We start from the raw sequence: 16,170 nt of genomic DNA, 5'->3' as shown, positions 1-16,170 counted from the left end.
TTCCTTAATTATTAACTTCGTCATTTTCTTCACGTTTATAGATATATGTTTGTTGGGTTTTAAAGCCAAACCCTACTGCATTGTCATTAACCAACACAACTTTACCATCAACAACAGTTAAACCAGGACCTTTTATTTCTACAGGTTTCATTGGATTTTCCGCATTTTCACCTTTAATACCAGGCCCAATTAAATAAAACTGACTCTCTTGTATTACGTCAACTGTTGGGTCGTCATCACATTTACCATCGCCATTACCATCTACACATGAAGGGCTTTCACCAAAGTATAACTGAGGTGTATCTGGTACATCATAGCTGGTTGTAAATTTAAGGTCGTCATACACCTTAGTACCGTAATGTAAGTGAAAAGCGTATAAAGAACCACCACCACCACTTAGCGAACATTGATTTTCAGTCGATGTATCTGATGCAGGAGTGAAGCTTGTAAAATAGGCAACACCTCCAACAACTGTAGCAGCAGCTAGCGACTTTTCACCCGTTCCTAACTCATATCTCCAGCCATTAAATTTAGCCAAGTCCACTTCTAAGTCAACAAAATCATCAACGTCATCTAGAGCATTGCCAAATGGGTCTGAATTCATTTGCATCAAATCAGCAGGCACAATAGTATCTGGTGCATTCGTTTTATACGATTTAGTAACCGTATTTTCATCTCTGATCATAAACAATTGATCTTTTTCATTGGTGCCGGTTGGTTTTGAGCGATTACCACTGCCGATAACTATGGCATCATACGGTGTATCTAAGCGTGTTATAACGGTGCTACCATTAACTGTTGACTCGCTTACTTTACTATAAATTGTACGTGCTACGAGTGGTTTATAGAAAAAGCGTCGGTCCTCAGTTGCTTTATTACTACCAAGCTCAGCTAATTTAAAGTGGCTAAACTCGCTAGTATTACTACCAGGCATATCTACACGCCAAATATCACCTCCGGTATCTGCCGCATAAATTCGGTCTATATATCCATCATAATCTGAGTCAAGCGTGGTTATATCTGCAGCAATACTATGCTTACCTTTAAAGCCATTAATATCCGGTGTTAATGCCCACACCCTTTTACCGGTTTCAGCTTCAACAATATAGATACCTCGCCCTATATTATCTTCACTTTTAATAACTGCATCTTTGTTGTTATCGTATCCTGCACCAAAAATCAATAAAGGCTTATCACCAAATGCTTTAATATAGGCTATTTGTGGTTTAGACCATGTTTGTGCAAGCTCTTTAAAGTCGCCTTTACCACCTTCAATTGGGTTGTCCCATAATTTTTTAGGCTGATCCGGATTTGTTATATCAAGTGCATAATAATTTTTACCGCCGCGACGCATTCCTGCAAAAGCCCACACTTTATCGTCGCCACTCGCATCAATAATACCGTCGTTTAAACCATCGCTATTTAAGTTTTTATTATTGAAATAAACGCTGATTGGACCATCCATACCATATTTTTTACCCGTTTCTTTGTTGCGCAGCGGTTGAATAATGCTGTACAGATCTGAGGGTATAAATGCCCAGCTCTCAGAAACTTCATTATTAGTATCATCGTCTTTAAACATGTGTAAAAAGCCAGCATTGGTACCAATAAGAATACGAATATCATCATTACCGTAATCAAGCGCTACGGGCTTTGAGTGGAGAGGATCACCAAAAATATCATCTCTTTGATCGGTGGTATCGTTATCGTTATCTTCATCATCAACATCAATACCCATAGCCCACTTTATATCTGAGCTAGATAAGCTGATTGGGTTATTAGTGATTAAATCAAGAATGTCACTAACAATCGATGTAGTAAATCGTACAATATCGCCTTGTTTATCTGTATATAGTGTTCTTCGTTCTTCTGCGTTGGTTCCTGTTAAGGTGCTTAGTTGAGAATTAACGCCACCTTGTGCTACTAAGTTACCATCTGCTGACTTACCAGCAGGAAGCCAAAATGTTTTTGCATCAGTGTCTATCAAACCATTAGAATCAAGCGCTACATTGCCTGTTGAATCAACTATATTACTACCCGATACCTTTAACTTTTTTAAGTTACCGCCCCAACGAGTATTTGTCTCTGGATAAAACATTGCAAAGTAAATAGCATCCCGGCTACGAGTTTGATCTACGTTGTTACTAGCAACGGACGGAGATGAAAAGCTATCATTTACTTCACGAATACGAGAAATTGCACTGTTTAATGATTCAGAGAGCTCATCGGGCGTGCTTGCGGGTAAGTTTTCACCACCACCTAAAGAAGCAGCTCTGCGTAAAAGTTCTTGTCCGCTCGCAGTCATACCAGAGCCAAATCCGATAGTATATAAGCGGCCAGTTTCGTGAATATCAGGGGTCGATGGATATAAATCAACTGTTGTATCACTTGTTCCGTGGATAATTTTAGCCATTTGGTGAAGATAGCTGCTGTAGTAACTATCTGTATTCCAGTTTAGTCCTTCCCCAAAGTATTTCTCATGCTCTGCACTAATTTGGCTGTCACTATCATTATCGCCAGATGGGTCGCCATCTGTCATGTAAATGATATTTATCGAGTTATCACAGCGTATAGCCTCAGCTTCACTATCCTCAAAAGGTGAAATATAAGTGTATTCATAGTCATTTGTCACTATATTTTCACATTCATACACCCATCCAGATCTCCGCCCTCTCCAAACCCAGTCACACTCTGTTTCGGTATACTCGCTTCCAGTTCTTAACTCGACACTCGTATCTCGTTCAAGAATTGTGGCCTCTAAGCCATATTGAACTTTTTGTCCTGTAATATATAAATAAGCTTCCCATAGAGTCTCAGTAAGCGGGGTTCCACCATCTGCAGGTAAAGATGCAACCGACGAACGTACAATGGATGAATCGCTACCGACACCATTAACAATATAACCACCGGTTGTGCTTTTAAAGCGCATTAAACCAAAGTCGATAGTATCTTCGTTATCGGTAATAACTTTATTCATAGCGAATTGCGCAGCGGCAAGACGGCTATCAATACATAAATTATATAAGTTTAAGAAATTATTAAAACCACAGTTACCACCACTTGAAGATGAAAAAGCCATGCTTCCTGAAGTATCAAAAATCAGTAATACTCGGGGTTTTTCTTCAACATCTACATCATGATTTACATAAAGCTCAATATCCTCAGCGAATACCGACATACTTATTGTTAAGCCAAGCAAAGAGGCTAACACTTTGTTTAATTTAAATTTCATCTTAAATCCCCTTGCTTACGCTGGCCATTTCTTGTGCTATACCTGTAACAATAGTTAGTTCATGCTTACTTTTAGATCCATATTCTATTGTGGTGGCAACCTGTAACATATTGCACGATATACCTGCTGTAAAATTAAAGCGTCGAGGACATTCTAAATCTAACGCCCCCTTGTTCAGGTTAGTCATTTTGCTTTGCATATCTGCATGATTTGCAATCACCATACCTTTGTCATCACCATCCGCGATTGCAGTTACTTCATCGGGAGTCAGGAAGAACTGATTATTAGCGCCTTGATTTGCCTCATCAGAGATCATGCGCTGCACTTCACCAATGAGTTCATTTTCGGCCACTTCGCGCTCTTGTGCTGCATTGGTAATTTTAATATCAATACTACTACTGCTCATAAGTGTTACAGCAATACCGGTCACTGCAATAACCATTATTAAAGCTGTAATTAGAACTACACCTTGCTGTTTTTTTCGTGATTGTTTTAAATACGCCATAAATTTGATCCAACATTATTTAATCGAATAGTAGTAGTAAACACAGTACGTCTGAAATTATCGGTAAATGTTAATACACGCTTATCTTCATCCTCACCTAACGTATAAGTTTGGTTTTTAATTTTAACTCCTGGGTCTGGCTGTAATGCGCGTATTAATAAAAAAACCTGAACAGTTAAAATACCTTTACGATTTTCCCAATCTGTATACTTCATATCTTGAATACTTCGGTAGGTATCTACACGATTATCACTGTTAGTATCAAGACCAAAAACAAACCGCATGTTCTCAACACCTTCCATAATAGTTTCTGTGTTGATGCTTCCACCAACCAGGCGCTTTCTCATTAATGCAGGTACAGTTAAATTTTTATTATTAACTTTATAAGTTTGTTCTGATAGATAATAAACATGATGGCTGTAAGGCCAAACGGTTGCATTAACATTAAGAGTCGCAGCGTTAACCGTTCCACGGAAAAATTGAGCTTTCTCTTGCTCAGCTACAAAGTAGTTTTCATCAGCCTGAGTCTCATTAGTTACTGTATTAACTGTTAAGCTCTTACCTTGTAAAAATTTTAATTGAATAATGTCAGTGCTTTTAATCGGATTATTTAGGCAGTTAAGCTCTTTTGATTCTCCAGCAACCTTTGCGTAAATAGTTCTAAAATTACTAGCTGTAGCAAAATCAGGAAAACTCCCATTATTTAACCCTTCAAAGCAGTCTGTTCCAGGGTTTGCTAATGTATCTGTATTTACTGCAGTGAACGAATCGTCATAATAAGTTCCCCAAAAGCCAATTTGTTCAATATCACGTTGCATTATGTTAATTGCAAGGCGCCCTGATTCTTGAAGTTCACCAATAGTCATCGTATCTTTAGTGGTTACTTTCATACCTATATAGGTGAACATAACGCCACCTAGTATTAATCCACCAATAAATAATGAAATCATCATTTCTACAAGTGTAAAACCTTTTTGCTTCATGTTAGCTCCTAAGGTAAATGTAACTAGTCAAAACAACTAAGCGACGCTTTTTGTCAGCCGTTCCACACTTTATTGCGCCAGTAGCATCATTTGCATTAAACTCTTGCCGACCTTGCCACGAAACAATTACTTCTAAATTAAATGCCTTACCACCCGAGCCAGCAACTGCTGTAGGTGCAATACATACGGTAGCACCATCTAAAGATCCCGTATTTTCTCGAGCTCTTATAGCTCTTTTCCACTGCTCAAGATCTAAGGCCGCAACTTGCGCTGCGCTACAAGTATTTGTAAAGCACGTTTGCGAGGTTGTCGTTGCAGTTTCACTATCAAATGTTTGTGTGTACAGTCCCGCTATTTGAGGGGTATCGTTAGCACGGATACGCTGCACAATATCATTACCAAGTGCAACTGCAGCAGCACGCTGCATAGAATCAAAGCTTGCTTGCTTTGCTTTTGCTTGCAGGGCAACTGCGCCTAAAAGGCCAAAACTAAGAATAATAAATGCAATTAACACTTCAATTAGAGTGAAGCCTCTTTGCACTTTTGTTTGAGATGACTGCATAGTAGAACCAAATAAAAATTATCTGATTATAAGTTTATGCTATTTATTTGAGGAATCAATGAGGACTAAGACAAGCGGTTATATTTGTTGATAAACGGTTAATTAAATCGGCTCATTCAACAAAACAGTAGTAATTAAGCGTAAATGCATTTAAGTCAGAGGCAACTTAATTGCGAAATAAGTCTAGAGCGTATTTTTAACTAATTTAAGCTCGCGGCGACTCACTGGCAATAACTCACTGCACCCTTGTAGCTCAATCATATGATTGCTATTCCCTTTTGAATGCAAGGCTATTACTTTTTGTTTATTCACCAATGTATTGCGGTGAATTCGTAAAACATATGCGGGATATTGCAGCTCTAATTGCTTTAGGCTTTGCTCCAGTAAAGCCTCTCCACCTGAGAATATCATTTTGGTATACTTTTCTTCGGCACTAAAGTACAAAACATCATTTATATCAACACTACGTAGAGTACCAGCTAGCTGATAAGAGATTTTTACATTTTGTTGTTTTTGAATATGTACTTTATTTAAACGCCCAACTTGCTTAAGCACCTTCTGCAGTGATTGCTCTGAAATAGGTTTAACTAAATAACCTGCAGCGCTTAATTGTAAAGCATCGAAGGCATGCTCAGGGTGGGCAGTTATAAAAACAATAGCAGGAGGTAGAGTTAAACTATTGAGCTCATTAGCAACTTGTAAACCATTCATACCAGGCATATCAACATCTAAAAAAATCAAATCTGGCGTTTGCTTTTTAGCAAGTACTAGAGCTTCCTTACCATTACTTGCCTCACCTTGTACAACTATACTTTTATCGTGTGTTAACAAACGGATTAAGCGAGATCTCGCAAGAGGTTCATCATCAACAATGAGTACATTCATACACTGCCCTCAATTAGCTTAGGGATAACGACCTTGACCCTAAACACATCATTTTTATTAGTAATTGTTAACTGCGCTTTATTTTTATAATAAATATTTAATCGCTGGCGAATATTTTCAAGCGCCATTCCGTTATTAGGCCTAGTTTGAGCATTAGAAATTGTTATAGGGTTAGAAACAATCATGGTTATATAGCCGGTAGTGATATGTAGCTCTACTTTTATTTCTGCACCATGCTCACTTGTTTCAACGCCGTGGCATACCGCATTTTCAATTAATGGCTGCAGGGTTAAGCAAGGAATACTCAATGCGGGTAGTTCATTAGGTATTTGCCAATCAACTCTTAAGCGATTACCAAAACGCCACGTTTCAAGTGCGATATATTGCTTACTCAGCGTTATTTCATCTTCAAGAGATACATTCTTCCCCGAGTGCATTGCAGCCTGCGATAATGCGGCTAATGCTAAAATAGCCTGTTCTGCCGCATCGGCATCATGATGAGTAAGTTCTGCAGCAGTGTTTAAACTATTATATAAAAAATGAGGACGTATTCTAGCTTGTAGGGCATCAAGCTCAGCACGAGAAAGAGCTTTAGTTTGCTGCTCTTTTTCAAAATGAATTAATAAAAACTGGACGAATAAAGCCGCCAGTAAAGCCACTATAATGCAATTGCGAAGTGTGAAATAAATTAGGTTATTTGTATCATCTATATCAAAAGCAAAATGAGAAAATAAAATACTAAAAATACAGGTAGATAATAAAAAAAAGGCAAAAAATAGACTTAATTGAAAAGTTTGAGTACTTTTTTGTAAGAAAAATCTACAGAAGTATAAAGAAGAGGTACCGACTAAAACAATTAAATGCATAAACAAACTAATGATCCCAAGTCGTAGCCAAATATCTCCTTCTACATTAGGTGCAAAAGCTAAAACAATAGCAATAACTTGAGAAACAATAAGCGTGGCTAATACGCCTCGCTCATTAAAAAGAGCCGAAAAAAGCAAACCATCATTTTGAAGTGACTTGCTCATAACGACTCTCCTTTAATCTAAATGTTTAATATATTTAAATTAACGTAGCTCTACAGGAACAGCAAATACTATATTTTCTACTTCACCTGGGTTCTCAACAACCTGTGTGCCACCTAGCTCTTTTAATCGGGTTATTACTTGTTGTACAAGTACTTCTGGCGCAGATGCACCCGCAGTTACGCCAACTGATTTAGAGCCTGAAACCCACTGCTCTTGTACATCAGTTGCGTCATCAATTAAATAAGCAACTGTGCCCATTTTATCTGCAAGTTCACGTAGGCGATTAGAGTTAGAGCTGTTTTTAGCTCCTACAACTAATAGCACATCAACTTTATCAGCTAGGTCACGAACAGCGTCTTGACGATTTTGCGTTGCATAACAAATGTCATCTTTACGAGGTCCGTCAATTGATGGAAACTTATTGCGTAGTGCATCAATAACATCTGCTGTGTCATCAACTGAGAGTGTTGTTTGGCTGCAATAAAAAAGATTTTCAGCATTTTTTACATTAAGCGCAACAACATCATCAACGGTTTCAACAAGATAAATGCCACCGGCTGAGTTATCATATTGTCCCATTGTTCCCTCTACTTCAGGGTGGCCATGGTGTCCAATTAAAATACACTCAATACCTTTACGACTCGCACGTGTAACTTCCATATGTACTTTAGTTACAAGCGGACACGTTGCATCAAATACTTTTAAATCACGACGTTTAGCCTCTGAGCGAACAGCTTGCGAAACACCATGTGCACTAAAAATAACAATGCTGTCGTCAGGTACTTGATCAAGCTCTTCAACAAATACCGCACCACGACTTTTTAATCCATCAACCACATAGCGGTTATGTACTACTTCGTGGCGCACATAAATTGGCTTTTCAAAAATATCTAGGGCGCGCTCAACAATACTAATAGCACGGTCAACACCAGCGCAAAAGCCGCGTGGATTAGCTAGTAATATTTCCATTAACCTTCCACCTCAATAATATCAACTTCAAACGTTAAACGTTGGCCAGATAAAGGGTGATTAAAATCAATCGTTACCGACTCACCTTGCACTTCGCGAACTAATCCAGGAAGCTCAGTACCGTCAGGTTGAGTAAACGCAATAATTGCACCTACTTTGGCTGGTGTTTCTGGGCCAAATTTACTACGGTCAACGTAGTAAATATTATCTGGATTTGGCTGACCAAACGCATCTTCAGGTTCTAATTCAAACGTTTTACTTTCGCCTGCAGTTAAACCTAATAAACACTTTTCGAAGTTTGCCGTTAAGCTGCCATCGCCCATTGTTAATTTAGCAGGTTTGTTGTGCACCTTGGTAGAATCAGCGGCAGAGCCATCTTCTAATTTAATAGAAAAATGGAAAATAACTTGCGAGTTTTCACCAATTACAGCTTGGCTCATGCTTTATGCTCCTTCGGACTCTCGCCGGTAAAGGCATCGAATAACAATAATGCTGCGCCAATACAAATAGCGCAATCAGCAATATTGAATACAGGAAAATGTGAGTCTTTATAAAATACGTGAATAAAGTCGATTACATAACCATACGCAATACGATCGTATAAATTACCAATAGCGCCTGCAAGTACCAGTGCATAAGCACCGCATAGTACTTTGTTTGTTGCAGGTAAGCGTTTTAGCCACCACACAAGCAAAGCACTAATAGCAATAGCAATAGCACTTAAAAACCAACGCTGCCAACCACCCGCTTCACTTAAAAAGCTATAAGCAGCACCATAGTTATGCACATAAGTAATACTAAAAACAGGGAGTAAGTTTATCGACTCTTGATAAGCCATAGTCCCTACAACAAGTGTTTTACTGGCAAAGTCTATTACTAATAGTAATAGACTCAACCAAAGCCACACTAAACCACTTTTTTGGGCTAGTTTGCTCACTAAGAATAACTCCTAAGCGAATTGACGCTTTTCGCCTTCGCCGTCAACATTACTTACACAACGACCACAAATTTCAGGATGAGCAGGGTTAACACCTACATCTTCGCTGTAATGCCAACAACGCTCACATTTAGCAGCATCTGTTGCAGCAACACTAATGAATAAACCTTCAATTTCGGTAGCTTGTGTATCAGCTGGCTGACTATCAACTTCAGAAACATTTACGGCCGATGTTAATAATACAAAACGCAGTTCATCACCAAGCGCATTTAATTTAGCGGCAAGCTCTTTACCAGTAAATAAATTAACCGTTGCTTGAAGCGTTGCACCAATAACTTCTTCTTTACGTGCAGCTTCTAATAAGCGGTTTACTTCGTCGCGTACTGTTAGAATTTCTAACCAGTCATCGTTACTAAATTGGCTATTTGTTGGCGCTTGTAAGCCATCATACCAAACAGATGTAAATACGTAGTCACTACGCTCACCCGGTAAAGCTTCCCAAATTTCTTGTGCGGTAAAGCTCATAATAGGTGCCATCCAACGCGTCATTGCTTCTGCAATATGATAAAGCGCTGTTTGACAAGAACGACGTGCATGGCTGTCACTCTTAGCTGTGTACTGACGATCTTTAATGACGTCTAAATAGAACGAACCAAGCTCACCCGTACAGAAGTTCATTAGCTTTTGCGTTACTAATAGCATTTGGTAGCTATCGTATGCGGCTAAAATTTCGTCTTGCAACTGAGCAGCACGACCAACAATCCACTTATCAAGCTCAACCATATCATCAACAGCAACTTGATCAGTTTTTGGATCAAAACCATTTAGGTTAGCTAGTAAGTAACGGCTAGTGTTACGAATACGGCGGTAGCGATCGGCAGAGCGCTTAAATATTTCATCCGACACAGTCATTTCTGCCGTGTAATCGGTAGAGGCAACCCATAAACGTAGAATGTCGGCACCTAGTTTATTCATCACATTTTGTGGTGAAATAACATTGCCTAGTGACTTAGACATTTTTCGGCCGTTTTCATCAACAGTAAAACCATGAGTCAATACTTGGCGGTATGGCGCATGACCATTAATAGCCACTGATGTCATCATTGATGACATAAACCAACCACGGTGTTGATCAGAACCTTCAAGGTATAAATCAGCAGGACCAACCAAGTCTTCACGTGCGTCTACAACACATGCGTGTGAAACACCTGAGTCAAACCATACATCTAGCGTATCTTGCACTTTCATGTATTGCTTGGCATCTTCTTCACCAAGTAATGTGGCTGGTTCTAAATCGTACCATGCCTGAATACCAGATTTTTCAACTAGCTGTGCAGCTTGCTCAATGAGTTCTTGAGTATTTGGATGAAGTGCACCGGTATCTTTATCTGCAAACAATGCAATTGGCACACCCCAAGTACGTTGGCGAGATATACACCAATCTGGGCGGCTTTCAACCATGTTCGAAATACGGCTTTCGCCCCACTCTGGCAACCACTGCGTGTTTTTAATTTCTTTTAAAGAATCTTCACGCAAGTTAGCCTGATCCATACTTACAAACCATTGTGGTGTAGCACGGAAAATAATCGGTGTTTTATGGCGCCAACAATGTGGGTAACTATGAGTTATAGCATGATGATGCATTAATGCACCGTGCTCTTTTAATACTTCAATTACGCTCGCATTTGCTTTAAATACATGCTGACCTGCAAAAAGTTCAGTATCTGGTAAATAAACGCCATTAGCGCCAACAGGGTTAGCTACTTCAAGGTTGTAATTTAAACCAGCCACGAAATCTTCTTGACCATGCCCTGGTGCTGTATGTACAACACCGGTACCTGAGTCAGTCGTTACGTGTTCTGCAACAATCACGGGTACATTAAAATCATAAAAAGGATGGGCTACTTGTAAGTTTTCAAGTGCAGCACCTTTTACATAACCTAATACGTGGAAGTGATTAAAACCAAAGCGGTCCATTGCATCTTTAACAAGCTCAGAGCCTAAAATTAGACGTTGTTGTACGCCTTCATCTTCAACCTGCACCAATGCATATTCTAAATCGGCATGCACAGCTACTGCGCGGTTTGCTGGAAGCGTCCACGGTGTTGTTGTCCAAATAACAGTACCAACACTGCCTTCACCTTTATGACCATCAGCCAAATCAAATGCACTTACAACAGCATCTTGATCAACAAATGTAAAACGTACATCAATCGCTGGTGATTGCTTGTCTTGGTACTCAACTTCAGCTTCTGCTAATGCAGAACCACAATCTGTACACCAATGCACAGGCTTAGCACCTTTATGCAAATGACCTTTTTCAATAATACGACCAAGTACACGAATTGCATTCGCTTCAAAGTCAAAGTTCATTGTTAAGTAAGGCTTATCCCAATCTGCAAATACGCCTAAACGTTTAAAATCAACTTTTTGACCTTCAACTTGTTTTTTAGCGTATGCACGGCATTTTTCCCGAAACTCGCTCGCGGTTACTTTTACGCCCGGCTTGCCTACTTTTTTCTCAACCATTAACTCGATTGGTAAACCATGACAATCCCAACCTGGGACTAATGGTGAATCAAAGTCAGATAATGTTTTAGACTTAACAATAATGTCTTTTAATATTTTATTAACTGAGTGGCCTAAATGGATGTCGCCATTTGCATACGGAGGGCCGTCATGCAAAATAAAGGTCTTTTTACCTTTCTTAGCGCTGCGAATTTGACCGTACAGGTCGTCTTCATACCATGCTTTAAGCATTTTTGGTTCACGTTGTGCCAAATTGCCACGCATTGGAAACGGTGTTTCCGGTAAGTTCAAAGTATGTTTATAGTCGCTCATTTATCCTACATTCCGTCTCTATCGGCTACCTGATTTAAACCAAAACACTGCTTAGCGGCAGCAACATCAGTTGCTATTTGCGCCGTTAATTGTGTTAATGTCTCGAATTTTTTTTCATTGCGAAGTTTTTTTATTAACTCCACATGCATAAATTGTCCGTAAATATCCTGTGCAAAATCAAAAAGATGAACTTCTAATAATGCACGAGTTCCATTAAATGTCGGCTTATTGCCTACATTTGCAACTCCAAAAATCTGTTTTCCTGCAATCGTTGCTTGCACTGCAAACACCCCGTTGACAGGACACACTTGGCGTTTTAGGGCAATATTTGCCGTTCTAAAACCGAGTTCACGTCCTCTTTTCCAGCCGTGTATAACACGCCCAGAAATAGCATAATCGTGACCAAGCATTGTTTTAGCACTTGCTAAGTCACCAGATGCCAAAGCATCTCGTATTAAAGTGCTGCTTACTCTAGCATTTAATTGACGAAAACTCGCGGTGCTTTTTACGTCCATGCCCGCTTGCTTGCCCATGCTAGCAAGTAAGTCAAAGTTACCTTGGCGCTGCTTTCCAAACTTAAAATCATCGCCAACAGTGAGAGCTTTAACACCTAACTTTTTAATCAAAATATCATTAACAAATTGCTCAGCATGCATGTTTGCAAATTGCTGATTAAAGCTAATGCAAATAACTCGCTCAATACCTAAATCACTAAGCAAACGTAGCTTATCTCGTAAGCGCGTTAGCCGTGCTGGGGCATTATTTTTAGCAAAAAATTCTTGTGGCTGGGGTTCAAATAGCATTACAGTGCTAGACAAACTATGCGCTTTAGCATCAGTAAGTAAGCCTTTTAATACTTCTGCGTGGCCTAAGTGAACACCGTCAAAATTACCAATAGTTAACACACAACCAAAGTGGTGTGGGCGAATATTGTGTATACCTCTAATTAACTCCATGCCACCTAATGCCTTGTTTAGCGAGTTATTAATTACGGCTAAAAATTAATTAAAGCCGCAGAGTTGCCGATTATAATCTTTTTTTTAGTTTGATTCAGTAATTGCTACACTTTTTATCGTATTTAGTCTAACGCCCATCAAAAATAGCATTGCAAAGTAGCTAATACCTGCCAAAGCCACGAGTGCTATTAATAAGACTACCTGCTGTGTAAAAGCCCATGCAGCCCAGTAATAGTAACTGCTCACAAACCATGTAACAGCTCCCATAACCATACTTGCAACAACACATTTAAGTGTAAAGCGCATACTCATTGATGAAAACTGATACACATTTTCTTTTTTAAGCTGCCTATACAGCAAAAATGCATTACAACTAGCCGATAGCGAAGTAGCGAGTGCTAATCCTAAATAACCAATAAAAGGAGCCAGCATAATATTAAATACCATATTCAACACTAAGGTAATAATACCAATACGCACCGGCGTTTTTGTGTCTTGGCGAGCATAAAAGCCAGGAGCAAGTACTTTAATCAGCATAAAGCTTACAAGCCCTACTGAATATGCGACTACGCCTAAACTTACTGCTTTAACATGATCAACACTATCTTCTTTAAACGCACCATGGTCGAATAATACGGTGATAATAAGCGGGCTGATGATCATTAGACCTATCATTGCTGGTAGGCCTAAAAATATAACAAAACGCACTCCCCAGTCGAGAGTATGCTGAAAGTCACTACTTTTTTTACTGCTATGTAACCTAGAGAGCGCCGGTAAAATAACTGTCGCAATACCAATACCAAATAAGCCCAGCGGAAATTCAATTAAACGGTCTGAATAATAAAGCCATGCAATCGAGCCTGTCATCAGTAATGAAGCAATCATGGTATCAAGCAACAAATTAATTTGGCTAATAGATACGCCAAACAAAGCAGGAAGCATAAGTTTACGTACTTTTTTTACGTTTTCGTCTTGCCATGCCCAGCGTGGACGCGCCAACATTTTTGCACGGTATAAAAATGGAAGTTGAAACAATAACTGCACAACGCCACCAATAAATACGCCAATTGCGAGAGAATAAGCCCCGACACTAAATTTATCATGTAAAAAAATTGCACATGTAATGATAGAAACATTGAGTAAAACAGGTGTAAATGCAGCAACAGCAAAACGGTTATACACGTTCATTACCGCACCACTAAGCGCAACTAAGCTTACAAAAAACAAATAAGGGAATGTAAATTTAAGTAATGAACTTGCAAGTTCAAACTTTTCGGCATTGGGTCCGCCCTGCCACCAATCTATAAACCAACCAGTGCCAAACAATGCTGCAATAACGGGTGAAGCGACAACACCTATAATAGTGACAATCAGTAAAATGGTTCCTAATGTGCCTGCTGCTTGTGCAACAAAAAGTCTGACCTTGTCGTCGCCTTGCTGTTCTTTAATTTCACTCAGCACGGGTACAAATGCTTGTGCGAAGGCACCTTCTGCAAATAAACGACGTAAAAAATTAGGAATACGGTTAGCAAATAAAAAAACATCAGCCGCCGCACTTGCGCCTAATAAATTGGCAACGACTGCATCTCGAACGAGCCCTAAAATACGCGATATCATAGTCATACAACTAACAATCATACCGGAGCGAAATAAACCTTTTGACACCTTAAACCTACTCAAAAATCCTCAAGATAGGCGATTATGCCACAGTCTTTTTTATAAATCGCTTTAAAGCACTAGGCTGGGGGTCTGTGCTTTGTTACAATGTCGGTATTAACTGCTAAAGCGGCAAATTGATGCTCGTTATATGGTGCAGTTTTTCTTGGATTGTTAAATTTAAATTGACATTCATGATAGAAACAGGCATATTCCACGGCCTTTAATTTAAGCTTTATTTTAAGATTGTTAGGAGCAAACCTTGGCTAACATCAAGTCTGCAAAAAAACGCGCTATCACAAGCGAAAAAAACCGTCAGCACAACGCAAGCCGTCGTTCAATGATGCGCACTTACTTCAAAAAAGTAATTGTTGCTATTGAAGCGGGCGATAAAGAAGCTGCACAGCAAGCTTTTTCTGTTGCTACACCTATCCTAGACCGTTACGCAACTAAGGGTCTAATTCACAAAAACAAAGCAGCTCGTCATAAGAGCCGTATAGCAGCTAAGATTAAAGCTCTATAATTTGTTTTTGATAGAATATAAAAAACCGGCTTTTGCCGGTTTTTTTTTGTTTAAATTTTAAATGTACTTACTTTATTAGACATTTTCTAAATCTGGATAAAACTTCTTAAGCATTGCCGCTATTTTTTTAGGTGTAAATGGCTTTACTACAAACCCTTTAGCGCCTTTATCAATTGCATCCTTAACATTCTCAATACCTGAATGTGCCGACACCATAACCACATTTGTCTCTGGGCTTAATTCATTGATTTGTGCAATCAAATCTTTACCATCACCGTCTGGCAATTCAATGTCTAAAAAAATGATATTATAATTTGCAGCTTGGCACTCACTAATACATTGTGAGGCAGTAGATGCTTCCTTTACGTTATCTATCCCTAAGTGCATGAGCGTTTGGCTCAAAAAACTACGCACTGTGCTAACGTCATCTACAATTAAAATTGATAGCTGCGTATTCATCTTTATTCCTCGTAGGCTATAAGCTAACTTTAAGTTATCATAATAATTAGCTTAGTATATAAATTTACTCATTTAATTATAGAGACCTACGGAAAAAAGGCCAGATTTGCTTTATGTCTAAAACCCCAAATAAACAATCGTTGCTAGGTAAAGCACCGGCAAGAAAAAAAACAGCGCAAAAAAGAAAACCTCAGCGTTCTACTCAGCGCCCTTCACCTAGCGAGTTAAATTCCAGTGCAAAGAATGATATAAGCCAAAAAACAACGCAAAAAAAAGGACTGTTTATATCACTCGCTGTCGTTGCTGTAATAATTTTAGCTTTTCCAAAACCTACCTTACTCACCTATAAAAAATTAGGGATGGTAAGTGAGAGTGTTTACTGGCCTGGATTCTTTGGCAAGGGGGCTAATTTAATTGATTCAAACCTACACCCCACCTATGATTCTAGCCGTGAGTCCCTTTATTTATGCAGTGACTTACAAAAACCGCAGAGCTGCCAAAAGTATCAAGTAATTGCTGATAATGGTTTATTTTCAGCAATCGGTAGCTACTTTTAGCATTAAAAAAACTAATCTGAAAATTTAAAATTACTTGGTTGAAAGGTGCGCAAAAGATCAACATAATGGCGCTC

The 16,170-nt window shown here is 39.0% G+C and carries 15 protein-coding genes; 2 read left to right on the top strand and 13 right to left on the bottom strand.

Translation table 11 applies throughout. From position 1 onward, the window contains the following. Nucleotides 1-4: 4 nt before the first annotated feature. The 12 genes from AAEY68_RS09935 to murJ form a co-directional block, all read right to left on the bottom strand. Entirely contained in the window at nt 5-3,232 is a 3,228-nt protein-coding gene (locus AAEY68_RS09935) for a pilus assembly protein (protein ID WP_024593580.1), read from the bottom strand. 1 nt (nt 3,233) lies between these two features. Continuing rightward, complete coding sequence (locus tag AAEY68_RS09930; RefSeq protein ID WP_007581376.1) at nt 3,234-3,737, bottom strand: hypothetical protein; 504 nt, start codon at nt 3,735-3,737, stop codon at nt 3,234-3,236. Further along, nucleotides 3,725-4,720 carry a PilW family protein gene (locus AAEY68_RS09925; protein WP_007581375.1) on the bottom strand — a complete coding sequence of 332 codons (996 nt, stop codon included), beginning with the start codon at nt 4,718-4,720 and terminating at the stop codon, nt 3,725-3,727. Before AAEY68_RS09925 ends, AAEY68_RS09930 begins: the two co-directional genes overlap by 13 nt. Nucleotide 4,721: 1 nt before the next feature. Further along, nucleotides 4,722-5,282 (bottom strand): type IV pilus modification protein PilV, encoded by a 561-nt coding sequence (gene pilV, locus AAEY68_RS09920; RefSeq protein ID WP_007581374.1) that lies wholly within the window; start codon nt 5,280-5,282, stop codon nt 4,722-4,724. A gap of 183 nt (nt 5,283-5,465) precedes the next feature. Next, nucleotides 5,466-6,167, bottom strand: a complete 702-nt coding sequence (locus AAEY68_RS09915) for a LytR/AlgR family response regulator transcription factor (protein WP_350585877.1) — start codon at nt 6,165-6,167, stop codon at nt 5,466-5,468. Then, nucleotides 6,164-7,198 carry a sensor histidine kinase gene (locus AAEY68_RS09910; protein ID WP_024593579.1) on the bottom strand — a complete coding sequence of 345 codons (1,035 nt, stop codon included), beginning with the start codon at nt 7,196-7,198 and terminating at the stop codon, nt 6,164-6,166. The genes AAEY68_RS09915 and AAEY68_RS09910 overlap by 4 nt, the downstream gene beginning before the upstream one ends. Nucleotides 7,199-7,237: 39 nt before the next feature. Beyond that, complete coding sequence (gene ispH, locus AAEY68_RS09905; RefSeq protein ID WP_024593578.1) at nt 7,238-8,167, bottom strand: 4-hydroxy-3-methylbut-2-enyl diphosphate reductase; 930 nt, start codon at nt 8,165-8,167, stop codon at nt 7,238-7,240. Beyond that, the gene (gene fkpB / locus AAEY68_RS09900) at nt 8,167-8,607 is read right to left on the bottom strand and encodes an FKBP-type peptidyl-prolyl cis-trans isomerase (RefSeq protein ID WP_002958231.1); all 441 of its coding nucleotides are present in this window, start codon (nt 8,605-8,607) and stop codon (nt 8,167-8,169) included. The genes ispH and fkpB overlap by 1 nt, the downstream gene beginning before the upstream one ends. After that, nucleotides 8,604-9,104 (bottom strand): signal peptidase II, encoded by a 501-nt coding sequence (lspA, locus tag AAEY68_RS09895; RefSeq protein ID WP_007376920.1) that lies wholly within the window; start codon nt 9,102-9,104, stop codon nt 8,604-8,606. Before lspA ends, fkpB begins: the two co-directional genes overlap by 4 nt. Before the next feature lie 12 nt (nt 9,105-9,116). Next, nucleotides 9,117-11,945: an isoleucine--tRNA ligase gene (gene ileS / locus AAEY68_RS09890; RefSeq protein WP_024589422.1), complete on the bottom strand. Its 2,829-nt coding sequence runs from the start codon at nt 11,943-11,945 to the stop codon at nt 9,117-9,119. A gap of 5 nt (nt 11,946-11,950) precedes the next feature. Continuing rightward, nucleotides 11,951-12,901, bottom strand: coding sequence for a bifunctional riboflavin kinase/FAD synthetase (ribF, locus tag AAEY68_RS09885; RefSeq protein WP_024607280.1), 951 nt, complete (start codon nt 12,899-12,901; stop codon nt 11,951-11,953). An 84-nt stretch (nt 12,902-12,985) separates the two neighbouring features. Continuing rightward, entirely contained in the window at nt 12,986-14,524 is a 1,539-nt protein-coding gene (murJ, locus tag AAEY68_RS09880; protein WP_404821917.1) for a murein biosynthesis integral membrane protein MurJ, read from the bottom strand. 295 nt (nt 14,525-14,819) lie between these two features. Between murJ and rpsT the strand changes: the two genes are divergently transcribed. Next, nucleotides 14,820-15,080, top strand: a complete 261-nt coding sequence (gene rpsT, locus AAEY68_RS09875) for a 30S ribosomal protein S20 (protein ID WP_002958225.1) — start codon at nt 14,820-14,822, stop codon at nt 15,078-15,080. A 75-nt stretch (nt 15,081-15,155) separates the two neighbouring features. Here the strand turns inward: rpsT and AAEY68_RS09870 are convergent, their stop codons facing one another. After that, complete coding sequence (locus AAEY68_RS09870) at nt 15,156-15,539, bottom strand: response regulator (protein ID WP_002958224.1); 384 nt, start codon at nt 15,537-15,539, stop codon at nt 15,156-15,158. Nucleotides 15,540-15,652: 113 nt separating this feature from the next. Between AAEY68_RS09870 and AAEY68_RS09865 the strand changes: the two genes are divergently transcribed. Further along, nucleotides 15,653-16,096 carry a hypothetical protein gene (locus tag AAEY68_RS09865; protein WP_024593575.1) on the top strand — a complete coding sequence of 148 codons (444 nt, stop codon included), beginning with the start codon at nt 15,653-15,655 and terminating at the stop codon, nt 16,094-16,096. Nucleotides 16,097-16,170: the final 74 nt, after the last annotated feature.

This window comes from Pseudoalteromonas sp. RB2-MNA-CIBAN-0110, from assembly GCF_040309305.1.
Lineage (GTDB): Bacteria > Pseudomonadota > Gammaproteobacteria > Enterobacterales > Alteromonadaceae > Pseudoalteromonas > Pseudoalteromonas arctica.
This window is presented reverse-complemented; position numbering and strand designations above follow the sequence as displayed.

Excerpts from the sequence above, each read along its gene's own strand:
- AAEY68_RS09935 (WP_024593580.1), bottom strand. The coding sequence starts at position 3,232 with ATGAAATTTAAATTAAACAAAGTGTTAGCCTCTTTGCTTGGCTTAACA.
- AAEY68_RS09930 (WP_007581376.1), bottom strand. The coding sequence starts at position 3,737 with ATGGCGTATTTAAAACAATCACGAAAAAAACAGCAAGGTGTAGTTCTA.
- AAEY68_RS09925 (WP_007581375.1), bottom strand. The coding sequence starts at position 4,720 with ATGAAGCAAAAAGGTTTTACACTTGTAGAAATGATGATTTCATTATTT.
- pilV (WP_007581374.1), bottom strand. The coding sequence starts at position 5,282 with ATGCAGTCATCTCAAACAAAAGTGCAAAGAGGCTTCACTCTAATTGAA.
- AAEY68_RS09915 (WP_350585877.1), bottom strand. The coding sequence starts at position 6,167 with ATGAATGTACTCATTGTTGATGATGAACCTCTTGCGAGATCTCGCTTA.
- AAEY68_RS09910 (WP_024593579.1), bottom strand. The coding sequence starts at position 7,198 with ATGAGCAAGTCACTTCAAAATGATGGTTTGCTTTTTTCGGCTCTTTTT.
- ispH (WP_024593578.1), bottom strand. The coding sequence starts at position 8,167 with ATGGAAATATTACTAGCTAATCCACGCGGCTTTTGCGCTGGTGTTGAC.
- fkpB (WP_002958231.1), bottom strand. The coding sequence starts at position 8,607 with ATGAGCCAAGCTGTAATTGGTGAAAACTCGCAAGTTATTTTCCATTTT.
- ileS (WP_024589422.1), bottom strand. The coding sequence starts at position 11,945 with ATGAGCGACTATAAACATACTTTGAACTTACCGGAAACACCGTTTCCA.
- ribF (WP_024607280.1), bottom strand. The coding sequence starts at position 12,901 with ATGGAGTTAATTAGAGGTATACACAATATTCGCCCACACCACTTTGGT.
- murJ (WP_404821917.1), bottom strand. The coding sequence starts at position 14,524 with ATGACTATGATATCGCGTATTTTAGGGCTCGTTCGAGATGCAGTCGTT.
- AAEY68_RS09870 (WP_002958224.1), bottom strand. The coding sequence starts at position 15,539 with ATGAATACGCAGCTATCAATTTTAATTGTAGATGACGTTAGCACAGTG.
- AAEY68_RS09865 (WP_024593575.1), top strand. The coding sequence starts at position 15,653 with ATGTCTAAAACCCCAAATAAACAATCGTTGCTAGGTAAAGCACCGGCA.